The sequence below is a fragment of the Amycolatopsis sp. NPDC114503 genome, from assembly GCF_055633655.1.
Genome location: NZ_JBVKDT010000006.1, coordinates 178,469 through 198,885 on the forward strand (window position 1 = coordinate 178,469; position 20,417 = coordinate 198,885).

Sequence of the window (20,417 nt, forward strand, 5' to 3'; positions counted from 1 at the left end):
CGTGCTCGTGCGGATGCGCGTGCGCCGGCGTTCCGGCCCTGCCGTCCCCGGCCGAGCCGCCGCCGGCCTCTTCAGGCCCGCGGGTGTGCTCGGTCATGGATCGCCTTCAGCCGATCGACGGTCACATGAGTGTAGAGCTGGGTCGTGGCCAGCGTAGCGTGACCAAGCAGTTCCTGAACGCTCCTGAGATCGGCACCTCCTTCGAGCAGATGCGTCGCGGCGGAATGCCTTAGCCCGTGCGGCCCCATGTCCGTTGCACCCGGCACCGCGGCCACCGCCTCGTGCACCACCCGGCGCGCCGCGCGCGGGTCCAGGCGCTTGCCGCGAACGCCCAGGAAAAGCGCCGGCCCCGGCGTTTCCCCAGCCAGCGCGGGCCGTCCGTCCTCCAGCCACGCGGTCAGCGCCTCCGCCGCCGGGACGCCGAACGGAACCGTCCGCTCCTTGTCTCCCTTGCCCACCACCGAAACCACGCGGCGGGAAAAGTCCGCGCTGCCGACGTCCAGCCCGCACAACTCCGACACCCGAATGCCGGTTGCGTACAACAACTCGACCAACGCACGGTCACGCAGAGCGACCGGATCCCGTTCGGCTGCCCCTTTCGCGGAGGCGTCCATGAGCGCGTCGGCCTGTTCGGCGCGGAGCACGCCGGGCAGGGTCCGGTGCGCGCGCGGCGCGGCCAGCCGTCCGCCCGGGTCCGACTTCAGCAACTCGGTGCGGTGCGCCCAAGCGGTGAACGTGCGCGCGGCCGCGGCGCGGCGCGCGAGGGTGGTGCGCCCGGCGCCGTCCGAGCGTTGCCCCGCGAGCCACGCGCGCAGCTGCGTGACGTCCAAGTCCTCAAAGCGCCGCGCGGGACGGTCTCCCTCCCCCACGGTCACGAACGCCAACAGCGAAACGACGTCGCCGACGTACGCGCGCACGGTGTGCGGCGACAGCCCACGCTCCAGCGACAGATGCCGTTCGTAACCGGCCACCACCGACTCGGCCGACTCCGGCAATTCGGCGCGAAGAGCACGAAGATCGGGTCGTGGCGGGCGTTTCCGGTGTCCACCGGGACGCGGGACCGCGTCCTTGCGTGCACTCGCTGAGGGCATGACGATTACGCTGCGCGAACCATCGCCATTGGTCAAGCATCGCCACGCCCATCATCGGTTGGCCGTTCGGACGATCTGCCGCCAGCCGGTGTCGCCGCGCATCGCGAAGCCGTCGATTTCCAGTGCCGGCAACAAGGCGCGAACTCGGGAAACCGGCACTCCAGCGCTCTCCGCGATCTCCTCCGGAGCCCGCCCGGCCCGCGGAAGCAGCGCGTCGTAAACCCGCGACGCCTCCGGGCCGAGATTGTCGGTGGGTCGTCGACTCGTGTCGGCCGCTGGAGCCGTGGTGCCGAACCTGCCGACGGTTTCGAGCACCTCGTCGACCGACGTGACCAACGTGGCCTTGCAGTCCCGGATCAGCGCATGACACCCGGCCGAACTGCCTGAATGCACTGACCCTGGCAACGCCATCACGACCTTGCCGAGCGCGCCCGCGATGGTGGCGGTGTTGCGTGCACCGCTGCGGATTCCGGCTTCCACAACGACTGTGCCGTCGGTGAGACCTGCGATAAGGCGGTTGCGCACCAGAAATCGATGGCGCGCGGGCGGTGTCTTCGGTGCGTACTCGCTGACGAGCGCACCGCCGTCGGCGATACGGTTCAACAAGGCGACGTTTCCTGCCGGATAGGAATAGTCGACTGCGCATCCGAGCAGCGCGACAGTGACCCCTCCACCGCTGAGCGCACCGCGGTGGGCTGCGGCGTCGATGCCCAGGGCTGCGCCGGAGAAGACCGGTACTTGTCGAGTTGCCAACGCGTGGCCGATCTCGAGCGCGTTGTGCACGCCGTAGTCCGTGGCCATCCGAGCGCCGACAACGGCCACCGCACGGTCGGCGGCTTCGGCCAGACTTGCGCTGCCGCGGACCCACAGCCCGAGCGGCGCGGCTACGTTTTTCACACCGTTGCCGGTCGCTACGGCCAGCGAGAGCAGTGGCCACGCTGGCCATTCGTGGTCTTCGGGAACCACGAGCCGGGCACCGGCTTTGGCTGCTGCCTCGAGATCTTGTTCCGCGATCGTGGATTCCCGTCGTGCGGCCGTTTCGCGGAGAACCCGCTCGGGACAGTCTCCGGCCTGGACCCGCTCGGCTGCCACGACCGGGCCGTGTTCGCCGACGAACTCCAGCAGGTGAGGCGCCGGCGGTTCGGCGACGCCGAGCAGATACGCGCGGGCGAGCCGTTCGGAGTCGGTCGCCGCGGTCTGATCCTCGACGGCGACACTCACGCCGCACCTCTTCGGCAGCCTGGGTTCTCGGAGCGGACGACGGCGAGGTGGCGATGCAGCGCCAGCCGTTCTCGCACCCGGACCGGGTCGTGCTCGGGGCGGACTTCCCTGCGCCGCACGGGGTGCAGATGCCGGACGATCTTGTGCTGCGGCGTCTTCGGCCTGCGGTGCCGAGTGCGCGGGGTGGCGGAGGGGACGGCTCGGTTGGACATGAGTGGTTCCTTTCGTTGAAGGTTCGGACGGGCGGGGTTGCCGGTCCGGGGGTGGGACATCTGGTCGGGGCGTTGGCGAGAGGGCGGCGGACTGGTTTGGGGGCTGTTCACCGTGGCCCAGGTGAGTGAGTGGGTGCCAGGCGGCGTTGAGCCGTGTACGAGGTCGGGACTCGGTCGGCACCGAGGCCATTCGCTCCGGTCCTGGCGAACAGACGACCGCACCGGTGAGGAGTCCCTGCGGGATGAGCGGGTGGCTAGCCGGTTTTGCGTTCTCGGAAGTCCAGTGCCGCGGTGACGTGGTCGGTTTCTGGTTGGGGCAGGGCGGCCAGGTCGGCCAGGGTCCAGGCGATGCGCAGGCATCGGTCGGCTCCTCGTGCGGTCAGGAGGCCTCGGTCCAGGGCTCGGTCCAGGACTGCGGTGGCAGGCGGCGGCAGGGCGAAATCTCGGCGCAGGGCGGGGCCCGGCACCTCGGTGTTGGATTGCCAGCCGTGTTCGTGCCAGCGGTGTTTTGCGCGGTCTCGGGCGGCCAGGACTCGGGCTCGGACTGCCGACGAAGGTTCGGGAGTAGTCGATTGGTGGGCGGAGATCGCGGTGAGGGGGCGCAGGCGGACGCGGAGGTCTACTCGGTCCAGCAGCGGGCCGGACAGCCGCGAGAGGTAGCGGCGGCGGGTGGTTGCCGAGCAGGTGCAGTCGGTTTCCCTAGGTGGGGCGCAGGGGCAGGGGTTCGTGGCCAGGACCAATTGGAACCGGGCGGGATAGCGGACAACGCCTTTCGCGCGGGCGATGCGGACTTCGCCTTCTTCCAGGACAGTGCGGAGCGAGTCGAGGCGTTGGTTGCCGAATTCGCAGGCCTCGTCCAGGAAAAGCACGCCTCGGTGGGCTCGGCTGATGGCCCCGGGGGCGGCTAGGCCGGTGCCGCCGCCGATGAGGGCCGGTGGGCTGATCGAGTGGTGTGGGGCGACGAAGGGCGGGACGGTGACCAGGGGCGACGACTGTGACAGGGAGCCGTCGACTGAGTGGATGGCGGTTACTTCCAGGGATTCGTCGGACGACAGATCCGGGAGCAGGCCGGGGAGGCGTCTGGCCAGCATGCTTTTGCCGACTCCGGGCGGGCCGGTGAGCAGGAGGTGGTGGCCGCCTGCTGCGGCGACTTCCAGGGCCCATCGGGCTTCTGGTTGGCCTACTACGTCGGCCAAGTCGGGGACTGCCGCGGGGGCGGCGGCGATCGGGGCGGCGGGTGGTTCTAGGTCGCCTTCGTCTTTTAGCCAGGCGATGAGTTCCGCCAGGCGGGTTACGCCGGAGACTTCCAGGCCGTCCACCAGGGCGGCTTCTACCAAGGATTCCATCGGTACTACGGCGCGTTCGTGGCCGGCGGCTTTGGCTGCCAATAGACCGGGGAGGACGCCGCGTACGGGGCGGATTCTGCCGTCCAGGGCCAGTTCTCCCAGGAGGATGGTGTGCAGGAGTTTCCGGGCGGGGACGGCGCCGATCGCGGCTAGGACCGCGGCGGCGATGCCCAGGTCGTAACCGGAACCCATTTTGGGCAGGTTGGCGGGCGACAGGGCCAGCGTGATCTTGCCGTCGGGCCAGGATTGGCCGGAGTTGCGGACGGCGGAGCGGACTCGGTCTTTCGCCTCGCGCAGGCCGGCGTCGGGCAGGCCTACCAGGGTGACTCGGCTCAGGCCGCCGCCCAGGTCGGCTTCGATTTCTACTACTCGGCCTTCGATGCCCAGCAACGCGACGGACCAGGTTTTGGCGTGGGGCATCAGAAAGCTCCCACCAAATGCCGCACGACCGGCTCTTCGCCAGCCGGGGCGTAGACGGTCACTACGTCGTACCGGACGCGGCACCAGCCGACTCGATGTTCCTTCAGCCAGCGCATCGCGGCTCGGTGGACGCGGTCGATCTTCTCCGGAGTCACCGACTCGGCCGGAGTGCCGTATTCGGTGCTGGAACGGGTTTTGACCTCGCAGAAGATCACCCGGTCGCCCTCGGACAGGACCAGGTCCAGTTCGCCTTCCCGGCAGTGCCAGTTCCGGCTGAGCAGGACCATGCCGGCGGCCTGCAGATGCCGGGCGGCGAGGTCCTCGCCCCAGCGGCCGAACGTCCGGCGCCAGTGCGCGCCGGGGTGCGGGCCGTCGTTCATGGTGTCCCCCTCGGACAGCGTGAGCACCGTCGGTCACGGTGCGTGTGCTTTCACGATCGCAACGTGACCGGAAGCCGCGCCAGGGGGATTTCCGCCGGCTGTGGATAACCGGGGGGTTGTGGATCGCGGCTGGCCCGGAAGGGGAAACCGAGACGGAAGTGTCGGGGCGGTGTGCGGGGGGCGGAGACGACGAAGGCCACCCGGGCGGTGTGCGGGTGGCCTTCGTGGTGAAAAGTGCGGGAAGTCAGCCCGAGAACGGGCCGTCCTCGGGGAGCCGCAGGTCGGGTTTGTCGAGTTCCTCGACGTTGACGTCCTTGAAGGTGATGACCCGGACGTGCTTCACGAACCGGGCGGGGCGGTACATGTCCCACACCCAGGCGTCGGACATGCGCACCTCGAAGTACACCTCGCCGCCGCCGTCGCGCACCTGCACGTCCACTGCGTTGGCCAGATAGAACCGCCGCTCGGTCTCCACCACGTACGAGAACTGGCCCACTATGTCGCGGTACTCGCGGTACAGCGAGAGCTCCATCTCGGTCTCGTACTTCTCGAGATCCTCTGCGCTCATGAAATCCGCGCCCCTCCTCGCGTTCGTCCTGCTCCGGCGGCGGAGCGTTCATTCTTACCCACCGAGCGGCCCGGGGCACGGACCGGCCCGCCCGCTTTTTCCAGGGCGTTCTCCAGTGCAGCGTAGGTCAGCACGACCGGATGCGGGGCAGTGAGTCCGTGTGCGAGCGCGACGGTGGCGACATTCGTGTAGGACCAGCGGTGCACCGGGCTCGGGCCGTGCTCACTCAGCGCAGCCAAATGGTCCGAGGTGCTGTAGCCCTTGTGCACGTCGAAGCCGTAGGCCGGCAACTCTTCGTGCAGGCCGGCCATGATCCGGTCCCTCGTCACCTTCGCCAGAACCGACGCCGCCGCGATGCTCGCGACGCTGCGGTCTCCCTTGATCACCGCGACATTCGGCGCGGGGATGCCGGGAACCGGGAAGCCGTCGGTGAGGACGTAGCCGGGATGGGTGCGCAGGCCGGCGACGGCGCGGCGCATGCCTTCCAGGTTCATCACCCGGATGCCGAGCAGGTCCACCTGCTCGGAGGGGATGACGATCACCGAATAATCGAGGGCGCGTTGAAGGACCCGGTCGTACACCCGGTCCCGGGCCTTCGCGGTGAGCATCTTCGAATCGGTCAGCTCGGGCAGCCGCGCGCCGTCGCCGGGACGGAGCACGCACGAAGCCACCACGAGCGGGCCCGCGCAGGCTCCGGCTCCGGCCTCGTCGACACCGGCGACCGGGCCCAGGCCGCGACGTTCGAGAGCGCCTTGCAGACCCCAGAACAGCTCGCCGCGCACCACAGCACGCGGCGGACGCAGCGGGTCCGCCGGAGTGCGGGGAGGAGGGAGAGTCACCGAAGCACCACCCGGAAGTCGCGGACGGAGCGCACCGCTTACCGTCTCCGGCCGGCCGCCTTGCGGAGGCCTGCCTTCAACCGGCGTCCGACGAAGAGCGTCGGCACCGCGGTGGCGAAGCCGATGCCGAGCGGCAGCCCTTGCTGCCACGCGGGCGCGCCGAGCGCGACCGGCTGGGCGTTCTGCTGCGGATTGTGGTCCGAGATCCCGCCCCAGCGGCTCGGCGGCAGCACGATGACGCGGGCCTTGCCGATGACGTCGTCGACCGGAACAGCACCGTTGGGCCCGCCGCCGCCCTGATAGCGCGAGTCGGCGGAGTTGTTGCGGTTGTCGCCCATCACCCAGAGCGCGCCCTGCGGAACCTTCACCGGGGGGAACGACTCCTGCACGCGGTGATGCTCGTCTTCCCAGTGGATGTAGGGCTCGTCGCGTGCCTTGCCGTCGACTATCACCCGGTTGCGGTCGTCGCAACACTGGACAGTCTGGCCGCCGGTGGCGATGACGCGCTTGACGAAGTCCCGCTCGTCCGGCGGCGCGAAGCCGACCAGCGAGCCGAGGCCGCGCAGCGCGCGCACGACGATGTTGGTCGACTCCTGCGGCGCGATCTCGTTCTCGGTCCACGCGGGCGGACCCTTGAACACGATCACGTCCCCCGGGGAGGGGTCGGTGAAGTCGTAGGTGACGCGGTCGACCAGGATCCGGTCGCCGGTGCAGCCCGGGCAGCCGTGCAGCGTGGCCTCCATCGATCCCGAGGGGATCATGTAGACCTTCGCGAGGAACGCCTGGATCACGATCGTGAGCACCAGGGCGATCACGATCAGGATCGGCAGTTCCTTCCAGAACGACCGCTTTTTCGAGGACTTGCCCCGCCGGTGCGACCCCCGACGCCCGCCGGACCGTTCCTGGTCCTCTTCCGGGCGTTCGGGGCCGTCCTCATCGGCGTTCCGCGACACAGGTTCGACCACGTCGCCAGGCTACCGGTAACCGACTCGCCACTCAGCGGGCAGAGGTGGTCTCGCGGTTCTCGCGGCGCTCCTTGATCTTGGCCTTCTTGCCGCGGAGCTCGCGCAGGTAGTACAGCTTCGCCCGGCGCACGTCGCCGCGCTTGAAGACCTCGATCTCGGCCACGTTCGGCGAGTGCACCGGGAAGGTGCGCTCGACGCCGACGCCGAACGAGACCTTGCGGACGGTGAAGGTCTCCCGGACGCCGCCGCCGTGACGGCGGATCACGACGCCCTGGAAGACCTGGTTGCGCTCGCGGTTGCCCTCGATGACGCGGACGTGCACCTTGAGCGTGTCGCCGGGGCGGAAGGCCGGGATGTCGGAACGCAGTGACTGCGCGTCCAGCGCGTCCAGGGTGTTCATCGGTGGTCCGTCCTCGTATTCGTGTGGCTTACGTACAGCTTGAGCGCGCAGTGGAGTTCACTGCGACTAGCCCGGGGCTGATGGCATTCACGGTTGGCGTCGCGGTCTCTACAAAACTGAACCGTTCGGCCCTAAAGTATCGACTCGCGCGTCACGCCAACCAATCCATTATGGCAGAGGCCCCCGGAGACCTCGCACGGGGCCTATCCGGGCTGGTCTTCCAGCCCGTCGAGCACCTCTCGGTCCCGCTTGTCCAGGCTGCCCTCGGGCAGCTGGGCAAGCAAATCCGGCCGCCGAAGCGCCGTACGCTCCAGCGCCTGGTCGCGCCGCCACCGGTCGATGAGCGCGTGGTTGCCCGAGCGCAGCACGTCTGGCACCGCCAGGTCGCGCCACACTTCCGGGCGGGTGTAGCTGGGGCCTTCGAGCAGGCCGTCGGAGAACGAGTCCTCGGCCGCCGACCGCGCGTTGCCGAGCACGCCCGGCAGCAGCCGGACCACTGCCTCGACGATCACCAGCACCGCGGCCTCGCCGCCGACCAGCACGTAGTCGCCGATCGAAACCTCGTCGACCGGCATCCGGCGGGCCGCGTCGTCCACCACCCGCTGGTCGATGCCCTCGTAGCGGCCGCAGGCGAACACCAGGTGCTTTTCCTCGGCGTAGGAATGCGCCAGCTCCTGGGTGAACGGCTTGCCCGCCGGAGTCGGGACCACGAGCCGCGTCCCCTCACCGCATACGTCGTCCAGGGCGGGACCCCAGATCTGCGGTTTCATGACCATGCCGGGGCCGCCGCCGTACGGCGCGTCGTCGACCGCGCGGTGGACGTCGTGGGTCCAGTCGCGCAGGTCGTGCACGCCGACCTCGATGAGGCCGCGGTCGATCGCCCGGCCCAGCAGCGCGGCGCGCAGCGGGTCGAGGTACTCGGGGAAAATGGTGACGACGTCGATGCGCAAGCGGTTACCAGTTCCAGTACTCGGTGGCCTGGGCGTGCCAGGAGCTCGGGAAGTCCTGGTCGATCGCGAAGGCCATGCCGAGTCCCTTCGCGATCTTGATGCTGCGGTGCAGGGTCTTGCGGATCGGCGACCCGGCGGGCAGCCCGTTGTCGTCCGACCAGGTTTCGGTCTGCGTGACGCAGGTTCGCGCTCCGAAGCGGGCGTTCGAGCACGGAGCGGGCGCGCCCCACGTCTGCAGATGTTCGAAGCGGACGACCTTGCCCGAGCTCTTCTCGGTGATCGTGCCGCGCGCGACGAGCCGGTAGTCGGTGGACGGCACGGTCCAGCGCACGTAGTGCTGGCGGCCGCCGTCGGACGGGATCGGCGTGCAGGCGGAGCCGGTGCACGCGGACTCTTCGGTGACCCGCTCCGTGTAGTACGTGCCGTTGCCGTCCCAGCCGTCGAGCAGCACCCAGTCGCCCGAGCGGACGAAGTGCTCGGCGGTCGCCGGCGGCCAGGTGACCGGGTCGCCCCAGGTGATCTGCGATTCGGTGGCCGACTGCGGCGACCACGCCCACTGGAAGGCCTTCTCCCCCGGCGGGGCGTACTGGCCGGCGCTGCGCTGGAACATCATCGAAAAGTCGCCGTACACCGGCGAAGCGGCCTGCGCGGGCGGCGCGGCGAAAGCGGTGGCCAGAACGGCTGCGAAGACAGCCTTCGTCCAGAACTTCACGAACTCCCCCTCAGTCAGCGTCGAGGAGGCCTTCGGGCGGATCGAGCACGACCCGGCCCCCCGCGACGTCCACCACCGGAACGATGGCGCGGACGAAAGGTACCAACACCGAGCGTCCGTCGTGATCGAGTTCGAGCAGTTCGCCTGCCGGCGAGTGGACCACCTCGACGACCTTGCCCGCGACGGTCCCGTCGACCAGTTCGGCGCGCAGACCGGCCAGCTCGTGGTCGTAGAACTCGTCCGGGTCGCCGGTCGGCGGCAGCGTGTCGGTGTCCGCCAGAAGCAGGGCGCCGCGCAGGGTTTCCGCGACATCGCGGGTGAGCACCTGCTCGAAACGCACCAGCAGCCGCCCGCTGTGTTCGCGGGCGGCTGCGATGGTGAGTTCTCTCGTGCTGCCGTCGCGCAGCTTCGTCGTGACGACCGCACCGATCGCGAACCGCTGCTGCGGCGAATCCGTGCGCACGTCGACCGCGAGCTCGCCGCGGATGCCGTGCGCTTTCGCGATGCGGCCGACTACGACGTCCATACCTGACCGTTTCCGAGAATCCGGGTCAGCGATCGGTGTCGACGACGTCCACGCGGACGCCGCGGCCGCCGATGCCGCCCATCACGGTGCGCAGAGCGGTCGCGGTGCGCCCGCCCCGGCCGATCACCTTGCCGAGATCGTCGGGGTGGACGTGCACCTCGAGCGTGCGGCCACGGCGCGTGGTCAGCAGCTCGACCCGGACCTCGTCCGGGTTGTCGACGATCCCGCGCACCAGGTGCTCGAGGGAGTCGGCGAGGAAGCTCACTCGGACTTCTCGCCCTCGGCGGCTTCAGCCTTCTCGGCTTCGGCCTTCTTCGGGGCCGACTTCTTCTTCGGCGTGGTGGCCTCGGTGGAGGGCTCCTCGCCTGCCGCGGCCAGCGCCGCGTTGAACAGGTCCTGCTTGGACGGCTTCGGCTCGGCCACCTTCAGGGTGCCCTCGGCGCCCGGCAGGCCCTTGAACTTCTGCCAGTCGCCGGTGATCTCGAGGATGCGCTGGACCGGCTCGGTCGGCTGCGCGCCGACGCCCAGCCAGTACTGCGCCCGCTCGGTGTCGACCTCGATGAAGCTCGGCTCTTCCTTCGGGTGGTACTTGCCGATCGTCTCGATGGCCTTGCCGTCCCGGCGGGTGCGCGCGTCGGCGATGATGATGCGGTAGTACGGCGCACGGATCTTGCCGAGGCGCTGCAGCTTGATCTTGACGGCCACGGGTGTGGGTACTCCTCAGTGCTGTGTGGTGCAGGGCGCGCGCGGAACCCGTGGGGACAGGCTCGCGGCGCCCGGAGGTCAGGAGCTTCCACACGGCGAGAGGGTCCGGCGGAAGCGGGCAAGCAAACATTCTGCCAGACGCCCGTCGCCGAGCCCGCACAAGGCCCCGGTTACGCGTGCGCGACCAGCGTCAGAACGACGCGAGCCCGAGCGCCCCGAGCAGGATCGCGACCGCGGGAAGGAAGTTGTTGACCGCGTGCGCGACGATGCTGCCCGCCAGCCGTCCGGTGGACAGCCGGGCCAGCCCGATCGGGATGGAGATCACCAGCAGCAGCGTGGTGCGCAGCGGTTCCAGGTGGCTGGCCGCGAACACCGCGGTGGACAGCAGGAACGCGGCGAAACGGCCCCACCGCTCGCTGCGCCACTGCAGCCGTTCGACCGCGCCCCACAGCAGGCCGCGGTAGATGATCTCCTCGCAGATCGGCCCGAGCAGCCACAGGTAGCCGAACATCACCGCGGCGGCGGGCACGGACATCTTGCGGTCGTCGACCAGCGCGCTGATCGCCGACGTCGCGTCCGCCGTGCCGACCAGCTCGGTCCACACGTAGGCGCTCAGCGAGGTGAGCACGAGGCCGAGCATGCCGAATTTGAGCCCGGTCCAGACGTCCGCCCAGCGCCATTCGAGCCGCAGGTCGAGCTTCGGGCCGTTGCCGCGGACGACGGTGACCAGCACCGCGACGCCGGCGGCGATCATGGTGGGCAGCATCGTGCCGAGCAGCACCGTGCTGATCGGCAGCGGCCTGCCCGGGACCGTCGGCCCGGCGAGCGCGCCGATGAACGCGGCCGACGCCAGCAAAACGGCCTCGACCAGCAGGAACGCCCCGAATCCCCAGCGATGCGCCGGGAACGCGGTCGGTTCGGCCACGAAGTCCTCCGGGGAGAGCGCACTCGAGAGGGGTTCACGGGGCTGTGATGTGGTCACGCCCGCCTCCCCGTGCTCGCTCTGCTCACCGGTCGAGCCTAGCGGCCGAAATGGTTTCGCACAGTACTCGACCGGTCACTGGTTTCCGCATTCCCCGATGAGCTCAGTGCCCGGTGAAGAGCAGGACGGCGGGCGGCAGGTTGTTGGCCGCGTGCGCGAGGACGCTCGCCGAGGTCCGGCCGGAGTAATGCCGCGCCAGTCCGAGAACCAGCCCCTGGCCGAACAGCGCGATCGTCCGCGTGGTCTCGCCGTGCAGCAGCGCGAACACCAGCGAGGTGAGCACGAGGACCACCCACGGCGGGATCTTGTAGTGCGCCAAGGCGTTCCACAGCGCCCCGCGCAGCAGCAGTTCCTCGGTGAGCGGGACGGCGATCACCAGCACCAGCGCGGTCGTGACGAGCCAGACCGGGCTTCCGCCGGACACGTCGGGCAGGTCGGTGAGCGGGCTGTCGGACACCTCGTCGCCGCCGAAGACGGCGATTTCGGCGGCGTTCAGCACGAAGCCGACGACGAGCGCGAGCAGGCCGCAGGCGAGGCCGATGCGGAGGTCGCGGCCTCGGGTGCGGAGCCCGAAGTCGCGTTCGAGGCCGGAGCCGTAGCGCAGGGAGGCGATCGCCGGGCCGAGGCCGAGCACCAGGTTCGGCAGGAAGGCCAGCAGCAGCAACGGTCCCGCGTACGCCTCGACCGGGTCGTCGTCGCCGACGTGGCGGTTGAACGCGGCCGCGGTGAGGAGGGTGACGAGGTAGTAGCCGGCGACTCCGAAGAAGAACGCGGCAAAGGCCCAATGGGCGCCCAGAATTCGCTTTCCCCCACCGTCTTCGGCCACGGGTTCACGCTATGTGCCTGTGCTGTGGCGCATCCAGTCGGGGTCGCCTCGCTCCGTTGTCCGTGAGGGGAACCCCGAGGGAATCAGATTCCGTCAGGGTTCCCCTCACGGACCGTTGCGGCGTATCGAGGCGGGGGTCAGTGGAAGACCGTGCCGCCCAAGACGATGTGGGTCGGGTGGTGCAGTGCGGCGAGGTCGGCGCGCGGGTCGTCGGCGTAAACGATCAGGTCCGCCGGGGCGCCGTGCTCGATGCCGGGGTGGCCCAGCCATTCGCGCGCTTCCCAGGACGCGCTCGCAAGCGCTTGCGTACGCGACATTCCCGCGCGGTGGAGCGCTTCGACCTCGTCGGCGATACGGCCGTGCTCGACCATGCCTCCCGCGTCCGTGCCCGCGAAGACGCGTACGCCTGCTTCGACCGCCGAGGACACCATCTCGCCCACACCGGCGTGCAGCGCGCGCATGTGTGCCGCGTACGTCGGGTACTTGCCTGCCTTGTCCGCGATGCCCGGGAAGTTCTCGATGTTGATGAGCGTGGGCACCAACGCGACGTCGCGGCGCGCGAGTTCGGCCAGCTGGTCTGGCGACAGCGCGGTGCCGTGTTCGAGACAGTCGATGCCAGCGCCGATCAGGCCCGGCAACGCCGCTTCGCCGAACACGTGCGCCGTGACGCGTGCGCCGAGGTCGTGGGCGACGCGGATGGCTTCGGCGAGCACGTCGTCCGGCCAGAGCGGCGCGAGGTCGCCTTGGCCGCGGTCGATCCAGTCGCCGACGAGCTTGACCCAGCCGTCGCCGTCGCGGGCCTGTTCGGCGACCGCCTCGGGCAGCAGCGCCGGGTCGTCCAGCTCGATCGCGAACCCGGGGATGTACCGCTTGGGCAGAGCCAAATGGCGTCCGCAGCGGATGATCGTCGGCAGGTCCGCGCGCGATTGCAGCGGCCGGACGTCGAGCGGCAGGCCGCAGTCGCGGATCAGCAGCGTGCCCGCGTCGCGATCGGTCGCGGCCTGGTCCGCCGCCTCCTCCACCGACAGTCCGCCGCTCGGGCCGAGGCCCGGGTGGCAATGCGCGTCGACGAGTCCCGGGACCACGAATCCGCCGACGGACAGCGTTTCCGCGCCGGGAACCGGCTCGAACGACAGCTTTCCGTCCTGGACCCAGAGGTCACGCGGTTCGCCGTCGGGCAGGACGGTGCCGGACAGGTGCAGCGGGCTCAATTGTTCTTCGGGTCCTTCGGCAGCTTGAACTTGGACGGGTCGAAGCCGGGCACGTCGTTCATGCCGCCGAGCTGGGACAGGTCCGGCATCCCGCCGGGCATGCCGCCGCCGGGGGGAAGCATCGGCATGCCGCCGGGCATCCCGCCGCGCATCCTCGGCTGCGTGGGGCCCTTCTTCCCCTTCTTGCCCTTCTTGCCCTTGCGGTTCTTGCTTCCGCCGCCTCCGCCGCCGAAGCCGAACCGGCCCGCCATCTGCGCCATCATCTTGCGCGCCTCGAAGAAGCGGTTGACCAGGTCGTTGACCTCGCGGACGGTCACGCCGGAGCCGTTCGCGATGCGCAGCCGGCGCGAGCCGTTGATGATCTTCGGGTCGGCGCGCTCGGCGGGCGTCATGCCGCGGATGATCGCCTGCAGCCGGTCGAGCTGCTTGTCGTCGACCGAGGCGAGCTGGTCTTTCATCTGGCCCGCGCCGGGCAGCATGCCGAGCAGGTTGCCGATCGGGCCCATCTTGCGCACGGCGAGCATCTGCTCGAGGAAGTCCTCCAGCGTGAGCTGGCCGCTGGTGAGCTTCTGCGCGGCCTGTTCGGCCTGCTCCTGGTCGAAGTGCTGTTCGGCCTGCTCGATCAGGGTCAGCACGTCGCCCATGCCCAGGATGCGCGAAGCCATCCGGTCCGGGTGGAACGTGTCGAAGTCTTCGAGCTTTTCGCCGTTGGAGGCGAAGAGGATCGGCTGGCCGGTGACCTCGCGCACGGACAGCGCCGCACCACCGCGGGCGTCGCCGTCGAGCTTCGTGAGCACCACACCGGTGAAGCCGACGCCGTCGCGGAACGCCTCGGCTGTGGTGACCGCGTCCTGACCGATCATGGCGTCGACCACGAACAGGACTTCGTCCGGCTGCACGGCTTCGCGGATGTCCGCGGCCTGCTTCATCAGCTCTTCGTCGACACCCAGGCGACCGGCGGTGTCGACCACGACGATGTCGTGCTGCGCGTGCTTGGCCTCTTCGATCGCGCGGCGGGCGACGTCGACCGGGTCGCCGACGCCGTTGCCCGGCTCCGGCGCGAACGTGACGACGCCGGCGCGCTCGCCGACGACCTGCAGCTGGGTGACCGCGTTCGGCCGCTGGAGGTCACAGGCGACCAGCATCGGCGCGTGGCCCTGCTTCTTCAGCCACATCGCCAGCTTGCCGGCGAGCGTCGTCTTGCCAGCACCCTGGAGACCGGCCAGCATGATCACCGACGGCGGGTTCTTGGCCAGGTTCAGCCGCCGCGTCTCGCCGCCGAGGATGCCGACGAGCTCCTCGTTGACGATCTTGACGACCTGCTGCGCCGGGTTCAGCGCCTGGGAGACCTCGGCGCCCTTCGCCCGGTCCTTGATCTTCGCGATGAACGCCTTGACCACCGGGAGCGCGACGTCCGCTTCCAGCAGCGCGATGCGGATCTCGCGCGCGGTCGCGTCGATGTCGGCGTCGGACAGCCTGCCCTTGCGCGAGAGCGACTGCAGGGCCGAGGTGAGCCGATCGGAGAGGGTGTCGAACACGGGGGTGCACGCTCCAGCTGGGTCGAAAGTTCGCGTGCCGGGAGGTGCTCGGCACCCCCGGCATCTTCCGAGGGTAGCCGCCCCGGCCGCCCGGCCTTCACGGGTACGGGATGGGTACTACGCATGCGCGTATTAACTGGCCGACCGACAATAGGTCAACCACGCGAAAACTGGTCGACCGGGCTCGGGAATTAAGTAAACATAAGCGTATGACATCAGCTACTGCCCGGCGTCCCACGCTCGCCGAACCGGCAGGAGACGAGGAAGAACACGTGCCGTTCCGCCGCATCGCGGGCCTGTTCCGGCCGCACCGGCGGGCGCTGGCCGGGCTGTGCGCGCTGCTGGTCGTGCAGGCCGGACTGGGCGTCACCTCGCCGTCCTGCTGCGGGAGATGCTGGACACCGCGCTGCCGCGCCGCGACGCCCTGCTGGTGAGCCTGCTGGCCGCCGGGATGATCGCCGCCGCGCTCGGGTCCGGGGCGCTGAGCGTGCGGACCACCGGGCTGTCCAACACCATCGGCCAGCGGGTGATGAACGAGCTGCGGGTCGCGGTGTACGGCCATCTGCAGCGGATGTCGCTGGGCTTCTACACCCGGACCAAGACCGGCGAGGTGCTGTCGCGGGTCTTCAACGACATCGGCGGCGTGGACAACGTCGTGACCGGGACCGCCGCGTCGATCGTGCAGAACGGCACCACGGCGCTGGCGATCGCGGTGGCGATTCTGGTCATGGACTGGCAGCTGGCGCTGTTGTCGCTGGTCGTCGTGCCGTTGTTCCTGCTGTTCACGCTGCGGCTCGGCGGCAAGCAGCGGAAGCTCGCCCGCGGCCGGACCCGGCGGATGGCCCGGCTGACCACGATCGTCGAGGAATCGCTGTCGGTCACCGGCGTGCTGCTCGCCAAGACGATGGGCAACGCGAAGCTGATGCGCGACCGGTTCGCCGAGGAATCGCGCGAGGTCGCGGCGCTGGAGCGCAGCGCCGCGCTGGCCGGACGGTGGCAGCGGGCGGCGCGGTCGATGAGCCTGACGATCGTCCCGGCGCTGGTCTACTGGGCTGCCGGTCTGGAGCTCGCCGGTGGTGCGGCACCGATCTCGCTGGGCACTGTCGTCGCGTTCACCAGCATGGTGAACCGGCTGCTCGCGCCGGCGACGGCGATGCAGACGGTGGGCCAGAACGTCGCGTCGGCGAAGGCGTTGTTCGGACGGATCTTCGAGGTGCTCGATCTGCCGGTGGAGATCGACGACCGGCCGGGAGCGCGTGAGCTGGCCCTGAGCGGCGGAGCGGTTTCGATGCGCGGGGTGTCGTTCCGCTACGACGACGAGGGCCCGTGGACGTTGCGCGAAATCGATCTCGACGTGCCTGCGGGGACCACGACGGCGTTGGTCGGAACGACGGGTTCGGGGAAGACGACGCTCGCCTATCTGGTCGCTCGGTTGTACGAGGTGACTGAGGGGAAGGTGTGCGTCGATGGGACGGATGTCCGGGACGTGACGCTCGCGTCGCTGGCCGCTGGGGTCGGGCTGGTGTCGCAGGAGACGTATCTGTTCCACGCGTCGGTGCGGGAGAACCTGCGGTTCGCGAAGCCGGACGCCACCGACGAGGAGTTGGAGAACGCCGCGAAGGCCGCGCACATCCACGACACGCTGGCCGCGCTGCCGGACGGGTACGACACCGTTGTCGGGGAACGCGGTTACCGGTTTTCCGGCGGGGAGAAGCAGCGGATGGCGATCGCGCGGATCCTGTTGCGCAATCCGCCGGTGCTGATCCTGGACGAGGCGACGAGTTCGCTGGACAACCGCACCGAGCGGGCGGTGCAGGCAGAACTGGACCGGCTCGCCGCCGGGCGCACGACCATCGCGATCGCGCACCGGCTGTCCACTGTGGAGCATGCCGATCAGATCGCGGTGCTGGACGCGGGAAGGATTGTCGAGCGGGGGACGCACGCGGAGCTGCTCGCGTCGGACGGGCGGTATGCCGCGTTGGTGCGGGGAGAAACCGCCTAATGTGGCCTTATGCAGACCGAACCCGCCGACGACCTGGCGACTTTGGCGCGGGCGGTGCGCGAGGGCATCGGACGGCTGAACTGGCGGATGCGCGCCGAGGCGGCCACGCCTGCCCCGGGACCGGCCGCGCTGGCGGTGCTGTCCCGGCTGTACCGGGGCGGCACGCACACGCCGAGCGAACTGGCCGACGCCGAGCGGATGCATCCGCAGTCGCTGACGCGGATCCTGGCCTCCCTGGCCGAACGCGAATGGATCACGCGCACGCCGGATCCGGCGGACGGGCGGCGGTCGCTGGTCGACATCGCCCCGGCCGGGCTGCGGGTGCTGCGCGACTACTCGATCGCGCGGGAGGCCTGGCTGGCCGCGGCTCTCGAACGGACGCTGAGCCCCACCGAACAGGAACTGCTCCGGCTCGCGGCCGGGCTGCTGGCTCGGATCGCGGATTCCTGAGGCCTGGGAGTTCCGGGGCGGCCGCTCCCCACGGCCGTCCCCGGAACTGTGGCGGAAGAGCTCACCTCCCCAGGAGGCCTTCCGCCGCAGGCACGCGAAGCGGTTTCCCCTCGACCACCCGGCGTTGGGGAGAAGTCTGCCGTCCGGGGACGGTCGCGCGGCAGCGTGAAGTCCCCCAATCCGGACTGAGTAGGACTACTCAAACGCGGGTGTCGGGTCCCGCGGAGTCGCTCGTGAACTCGAAGAGCGGTTCGGCGTCGGCGAGTTCCTCGGCTGAGCAGCTGACCGCGCAGGCGGCGGCCTGGAGGACTTCGGTGAGGACCTCTACTTCGGACGGCGAGACGGTGGCCAGCGCCGGGTTGCGGACGTCCATGCGGCCGGCGAGACCGGCCAAGGCGTGGGAGAGCGCGTGCTGGCCGGCGACCAGCTGGGTGACCACTTCGGAGAGTTCGCCGAGGGTGGCCGCGGATCCGTCGCCGCGCAGCAGTGCGGAGAGTTCTTCGGCGCAGGTGCGGAGGTGCCCGGCCACGACTGTCGGCGGCAGCGAAAGCTCCGGCAGGTTCTCCTGACCCCGCACCGCGTTCACCTCGCCCCCTTGCTCGGACCTGCCATCCTGCCACCGGAATCGGCCTTTTCGCTCCCGACACCCCGGATGGGTGAGCCCGGATGGCGCAATGCGGCCGGGTCTGCTTGCCCTGGCCAGCTGTCCGTGAAGGGCTCCTTGAAGGAATCTGATTCCTTCAAGGAGCCCTTCACGGACCTTCAGGAGAGAGCCGCCAGGACGGCGTCGGTGATGGCGGTTCGCCACTGTGGGGTGACGTGGCCGGAGCGTGGCGACAGGGCGAAGGAGTCGACTACCGCGCCGCCCAGGGTCGCGGCTTTCGCCCAGTGGACGTCTGCCTCGGCGCGGCGCAGGGCGCTTGCCACGCGGAAGAGCAGGCCGATCCGGTCGGCGGCGCGCAGTTCCAGCACTACGGCGTCGGGGCCGCTCGTTTCGTCGTCGAACCATCTGACTACTGGTTTGACCACGGCTGGCGACGAGGTGGCGTAGTCGCGTTCCTTCGCGGCCAGGCGTTGGGTGAGCGGCATCGTTCCGGCGACTGCGCGGGCGAACTGTTCCCGCAGCAGCGCGGGATCCGGCAGGGAGCCGAACTTCGGTGACGCGGTGAAGACGCCCGCACGGCCGCGGCCGGAGTGTTCGCGCAGGATCGCGGAGTGGACCTCCAGCGAGTTCAGGGCCAGGACTCCGGCCGCGGGCGCCAGCAGTTCGCGGTCCGCGGGCACGGCCAGCAGGACTGTGACGACCTTGCCGTGTGCGGAGATCCGGATCTGGCCGGTGCCCGTGCGGGCAGCCTCGGCGACTAGTTCGCGTTGGTCGTCGTCCAGTGGTTCGGGAGGCGTGAAACCCTTGCCGTGCACCGCTTCCTCGCAGCCGCTGACCAGTTCGGCCAGGAGGCGGTCCTTCCAGTCGGTCCAGACGCCGGGGCCGGTGGCCAGCGAGTCGGCGCGGGTCAGGGCGTGCAGGAGTTCCAGCAGGACGATGTCGCGGTCCAGGGTTTTCACCACGCGCGAGATGGTCGCGGGGTCGCCGATGTCGCGTCTGGTCGCCGTGTGCGGGAGCAGCAGGTGGTGGCGGACCATGGCGGAGACGGTCGCGACGTCCGAGGGCGGGAGGCCCAGTCGTCGCGCTACCGAGGCGGAGATCTTCGCGCCCAGTTCCGAGTGGTCAGCCTCGCGGCCTTTGCCGATATCGTGCAGCAGTGCGCCGATCAGGAGCAGGTCTGGCCGCGACACGGTGGTGGTGAGTTTCGCTGCTTCGACGCACGCTTGGACTAGGTGGCGGTCGACTGTCCACTGGTGTACTGGCGATCGCGGCGGCAGGTCGCGTACGGCGCCCCATTCGGGGAACAGCCGGGACCACAAGCCGGTGCGGTCCAGTGCTTCGACTGCGTCGACCAGGCCCTCCCCCGCGCCCAGCAACTCGACGAGGGCGTTGCGGGCGTCGTCTGGCCAGGGTTCGCGCAGTTCAGGTGCGGATTCGGCGAGGGTGCGCAGAGTGCCAGGCGAGATGGGCTTTCGGGTGCGGGCGGAGGCGGCCGCGGCACGAAGCAGGAGGGCCGGGTCTCGGGCGGGGAGTGCGTCTCGGGCCAGTGCGACCTCGTCGCCGTGCAGCACGACGCCTTCGGCCAGCGGGCGGCGGACGGGACGCCGGCCGAAGAGCGGGCGTGGTTGTTCCACAGTGGACCGGAGGGCGACGTCGACGGCGTAGGCGATGGTTCGGCCCGCGCCGGAAAGCTTGCGTGCCAGGGTGAATCGATCGCCGAGTTCCAGTTCGTGCGCTACGACGTCGGCGTCCGCGGCACCGAGGATGTCTCGTTCGCGACGCGACTCGCGGCGCAGTTCGGTGCGGACGTCCAGCAGGAGTTGCTTGGCTGCCAACAGTTCTTCGCCGGGACGGGCAGTGAGCTGTCCGGCGGCGAGTGCTTCCAGTACGCCGAAGTCGCGGAGTCCGCCGCGGCCGTGTTTGAGGTCCGGCTCGGCGGATTGGGCGATCTCGCCGCTGCGGTGCCACCGGGCGTGGACGGATTCGGCCAGCTCCGCCAAGCGTTTGCGGGCAGTGCGCCGCCATTGGTCACGGGCGGCGGACGCCAGGCGTTCGCTGAGGGCTGGGTCGCCGGCCAGGTGCCGGGCGTCGAGGAGACCGAGCGCGGTGCGCAGGTCTTCCGCGGCGACTTTCAGGGCCTCGCCAGGGGTTCGGACAGAGTGGTCGAGACCGACTCGCGCGTCCCACAGCGGGTACCACAGGGCGTCGGCGATCTCTCCGATCCCGGCGTTTCCGTTGTGCAGCAACACCAGATCGAGATCGGAGTACGGCACCAGCTCGCGCCGTCCCAGACCCCCCACGGCGACCAGCGCGACACCTGGGTCCGCGGTGTCGACGCCGGCCGCCGTCGCTCCTTTCCCGAGCCAGAACTCGTAGAGATCGACCAGGGACGCCCGCAGTGCGGGTGCTCCGTGCCGTCCTTCGAGCAGCAGCGCAGTGGCTCGGGCCAGTTCTCCCCCGTCGGTCATC

Annotated in this window: 21 protein-coding genes and 1 pseudogene; 2 read left to right on the forward strand and 20 right to left on the reverse strand. The window is 69.9% G+C overall.

Annotated features, from left to right (window positions below; genetic code table 11):
* Positions 1–71 precede the first annotated feature (71 nt).
* From ACZ7OI_RS26240 to ffh, 18 genes are all read right to left on the reverse strand, one after another.
* On the reverse strand, positions 72–1,091 hold the full coding sequence (locus ACZ7OI_RS26240; protein WP_470266831.1) for a tyrosine recombinase XerC: 1,020 nt from the start codon (positions 1,089–1,091) through the stop codon (positions 72–74).
* A 51-nt stretch (positions 1,092–1,142) separates the two neighbouring features.
* On the reverse strand, positions 1,143–2,312 hold the full coding sequence (dprA, locus tag ACZ7OI_RS26245) for a DNA-processing protein DprA (protein WP_470266832.1): 1,170 nt from the start codon (positions 2,310–2,312) through the stop codon (positions 1,143–1,145).
* Positions 2,309–2,524: a hypothetical protein gene (locus ACZ7OI_RS26250; RefSeq protein ID WP_470266833.1), complete on the reverse strand. Its 216-nt coding sequence runs from the start codon at positions 2,522–2,524 to the stop codon at positions 2,309–2,311. Before ACZ7OI_RS26250 ends, dprA begins: the two co-directional genes overlap by 4 nt.
* Positions 2,525–2,778: 254 nt before the next feature.
* On the reverse strand, positions 2,779–4,290 hold the full coding sequence (locus ACZ7OI_RS26255) for a YifB family Mg chelatase-like AAA ATPase (RefSeq protein WP_470266834.1): 1,512 nt from the start codon (positions 4,288–4,290) through the stop codon (positions 2,779–2,781).
* A complete protein-coding gene (locus ACZ7OI_RS26260) occupies positions 4,290–4,670 on the reverse strand; it encodes a YraN family protein (protein ID WP_470267155.1) in 381 nt (126 codons plus the stop codon). The genes ACZ7OI_RS26255 and ACZ7OI_RS26260 overlap by 1 nt, the downstream gene beginning before the upstream one ends.
* A 244-nt stretch (positions 4,671–4,914) precedes the next feature.
* Positions 4,915–5,238 (reverse strand): DUF2469 domain-containing protein, encoded by a 324-nt coding sequence (locus tag ACZ7OI_RS26265; RefSeq protein ID WP_003096226.1) that lies wholly within the window; start codon positions 5,236–5,238, stop codon positions 4,915–4,917.
* Positions 5,235–6,023 carry a ribonuclease HII gene (locus ACZ7OI_RS26270; protein ID WP_182895714.1) on the reverse strand — a complete coding sequence of 263 codons (789 nt, stop codon included), beginning with the start codon at positions 6,021–6,023 and terminating at the stop codon, positions 5,235–5,237. The genes ACZ7OI_RS26265 and ACZ7OI_RS26270 overlap by 4 nt, the downstream gene beginning before the upstream one ends.
* A 92-nt stretch (positions 6,024–6,115) precedes the next feature.
* Positions 6,116–7,042: a signal peptidase I gene (lepB, locus tag ACZ7OI_RS26275; RefSeq protein WP_470266835.1), complete on the reverse strand. Its 927-nt coding sequence runs from the start codon at positions 7,040–7,042 to the stop codon at positions 6,116–6,118.
* 31 nt (positions 7,043–7,073) lie between these two features.
* Positions 7,074–7,442, reverse strand: coding sequence for a 50S ribosomal protein L19 (gene rplS / locus ACZ7OI_RS26280; protein WP_067589193.1), 369 nt, complete (start codon positions 7,440–7,442; stop codon positions 7,074–7,076).
* A 203-nt stretch (positions 7,443–7,645) separates the two neighbouring features.
* A complete protein-coding gene (gene trmD, locus ACZ7OI_RS26285; RefSeq protein WP_470266836.1) occupies positions 7,646–8,392 on the reverse strand; it encodes a tRNA (guanosine(37)-N1)-methyltransferase TrmD in 747 nt (248 codons plus the stop codon).
* Between the two features lie 4 nt (positions 8,393–8,396).
* Entirely contained in the window at positions 8,397–9,104 is a 708-nt protein-coding gene (locus ACZ7OI_RS26290; RefSeq protein ID WP_470266837.1) for a hypothetical protein, read from the reverse strand.
* A gap of 10 nt (positions 9,105–9,114) precedes the next feature.
* Positions 9,115–9,630, reverse strand: a complete 516-nt coding sequence (gene rimM, locus ACZ7OI_RS26295) for a ribosome maturation factor RimM (RefSeq protein WP_470266838.1) — start codon at positions 9,628–9,630, stop codon at positions 9,115–9,117.
* 25 nt (positions 9,631–9,655) lie between these two features.
* On the reverse strand, positions 9,656–9,895 hold the full coding sequence (locus ACZ7OI_RS26300) for an RNA-binding protein (protein ID WP_003103110.1): 240 nt from the start codon (positions 9,893–9,895) through the stop codon (positions 9,656–9,658).
* Positions 9,892–10,335: a 30S ribosomal protein S16 gene (rpsP, locus tag ACZ7OI_RS26305; RefSeq protein WP_116205654.1), complete on the reverse strand. Its 444-nt coding sequence runs from the start codon at positions 10,333–10,335 to the stop codon at positions 9,892–9,894. The genes ACZ7OI_RS26300 and rpsP overlap by 4 nt, the downstream gene beginning before the upstream one ends.
* A 190-nt stretch (positions 10,336–10,525) precedes the next feature.
* Positions 10,526–11,317, reverse strand: coding sequence for a lysostaphin resistance A-like protein (locus ACZ7OI_RS26310; RefSeq protein ID WP_470266839.1), 792 nt, complete (start codon positions 11,315–11,317; stop codon positions 10,526–10,528).
* A gap of 103 nt (positions 11,318–11,420) precedes the next feature.
* On the reverse strand, positions 11,421–12,143 hold the full coding sequence (locus ACZ7OI_RS26315) for a CPBP family intramembrane glutamic endopeptidase (RefSeq protein ID WP_344286005.1): 723 nt from the start codon (positions 12,141–12,143) through the stop codon (positions 11,421–11,423).
* A 137-nt stretch (positions 12,144–12,280) separates the two neighbouring features.
* Positions 12,281–13,354: an amidohydrolase family protein gene (locus ACZ7OI_RS26320; protein ID WP_470266840.1), complete on the reverse strand. Its 1,074-nt coding sequence runs from the start codon at positions 13,352–13,354 to the stop codon at positions 12,281–12,283.
* Complete coding sequence (gene ffh / locus ACZ7OI_RS26325) at positions 13,351–14,892, reverse strand: signal recognition particle protein (RefSeq protein WP_470266841.1); 1,542 nt, start codon at positions 14,890–14,892, stop codon at positions 13,351–13,353. Before ffh ends, ACZ7OI_RS26320 begins: the two co-directional genes overlap by 4 nt.
* A 209-nt stretch (positions 14,893–15,101) precedes the next feature.
* Here ffh and ACZ7OI_RS26330 point away from each other — a divergent pair.
* Positions 15,102–16,894: pseudogene (locus ACZ7OI_RS26330) on the forward strand (ABC transporter ATP-binding protein).
* A 9-nt stretch (positions 16,895–16,903) separates the two neighbouring features.
* The gene (locus ACZ7OI_RS26335; RefSeq protein ID WP_470266842.1) at positions 16,904–17,344 is read left to right on the forward strand and encodes a MarR family winged helix-turn-helix transcriptional regulator; all 441 of its coding nucleotides are present in this window, start codon (positions 16,904–16,906) and stop codon (positions 17,342–17,344) included.
* A gap of 199 nt (positions 17,345–17,543) precedes the next feature.
* Here ACZ7OI_RS26335 and ACZ7OI_RS26340 read toward each other — a convergent pair whose 3' ends face one another.
* Positions 17,544–17,930: a hypothetical protein gene (locus ACZ7OI_RS26340; protein ID WP_470230842.1), complete on the reverse strand. Its 387-nt coding sequence runs from the start codon at positions 17,928–17,930 to the stop codon at positions 17,544–17,546.
* Between the two features lie 176 nt (positions 17,931–18,106).
* Positions 18,107–20,416 carry a [protein-PII] uridylyltransferase gene (locus ACZ7OI_RS26345; protein WP_470266843.1) on the reverse strand — a complete coding sequence of 770 codons (2,310 nt, stop codon included), beginning with the start codon at positions 20,414–20,416 and terminating at the stop codon, positions 18,107–18,109.
* Between the last annotated feature and the right edge of the window lies 1 nt (position 20,417).

What these genes read in the sequence shown, in the direction of transcription:
- rimM (WP_470266838.1), bottom strand. Translation starts at nt 9,630, where the DNA reads ATGGACGTCGTAGTCGGCCGCATCGCGAAAGCGCACGGCATCCGCGGC.
- rplS (WP_067589193.1), bottom strand. Translation starts at nt 7,442, where the DNA reads ATGAACACCCTGGACGCGCTGGACGCGCAGTCACTGCGTTCCGACATC.
- ACZ7OI_RS26240 (WP_470266831.1), bottom strand. Translation starts at nt 1,091, where the DNA reads ATGCCCTCAGCGAGTGCACGCAAGGACGCGGTCCCGCGTCCCGGTGGA.
- ACZ7OI_RS26255 (WP_470266834.1), bottom strand. Translation starts at nt 4,290, where the DNA reads ATGCCCCACGCCAAAACCTGGTCCGTCGCGTTGCTGGGCATCGAAGGC.
- ACZ7OI_RS26345 (WP_470266843.1), bottom strand. Translation starts at nt 20,416, where the DNA reads ATGACCGACGGGGGAGAACTGGCCCGAGCCACTGCGCTGCTGCTCGAA.
- ACZ7OI_RS26260 (WP_470267155.1), bottom strand. Translation starts at nt 4,670, where the DNA reads ATGAACGACGGCCCGCACCCCGGCGCGCACTGGCGCCGGACGTTCGGC.
- ACZ7OI_RS26265 (WP_003096226.1), bottom strand. Translation starts at nt 5,238, where the DNA reads ATGAGCGCAGAGGATCTCGAGAAGTACGAGACCGAGATGGAGCTCTCG.
- ACZ7OI_RS26250 (WP_470266833.1), bottom strand. Translation starts at nt 2,524, where the DNA reads ATGTCCAACCGAGCCGTCCCCTCCGCCACCCCGCGCACTCGGCACCGC.
- ACZ7OI_RS26335 (WP_470266842.1), top strand. Translation starts at nt 16,904, where the DNA reads ATGCAGACCGAACCCGCCGACGACCTGGCGACTTTGGCGCGGGCGGTG.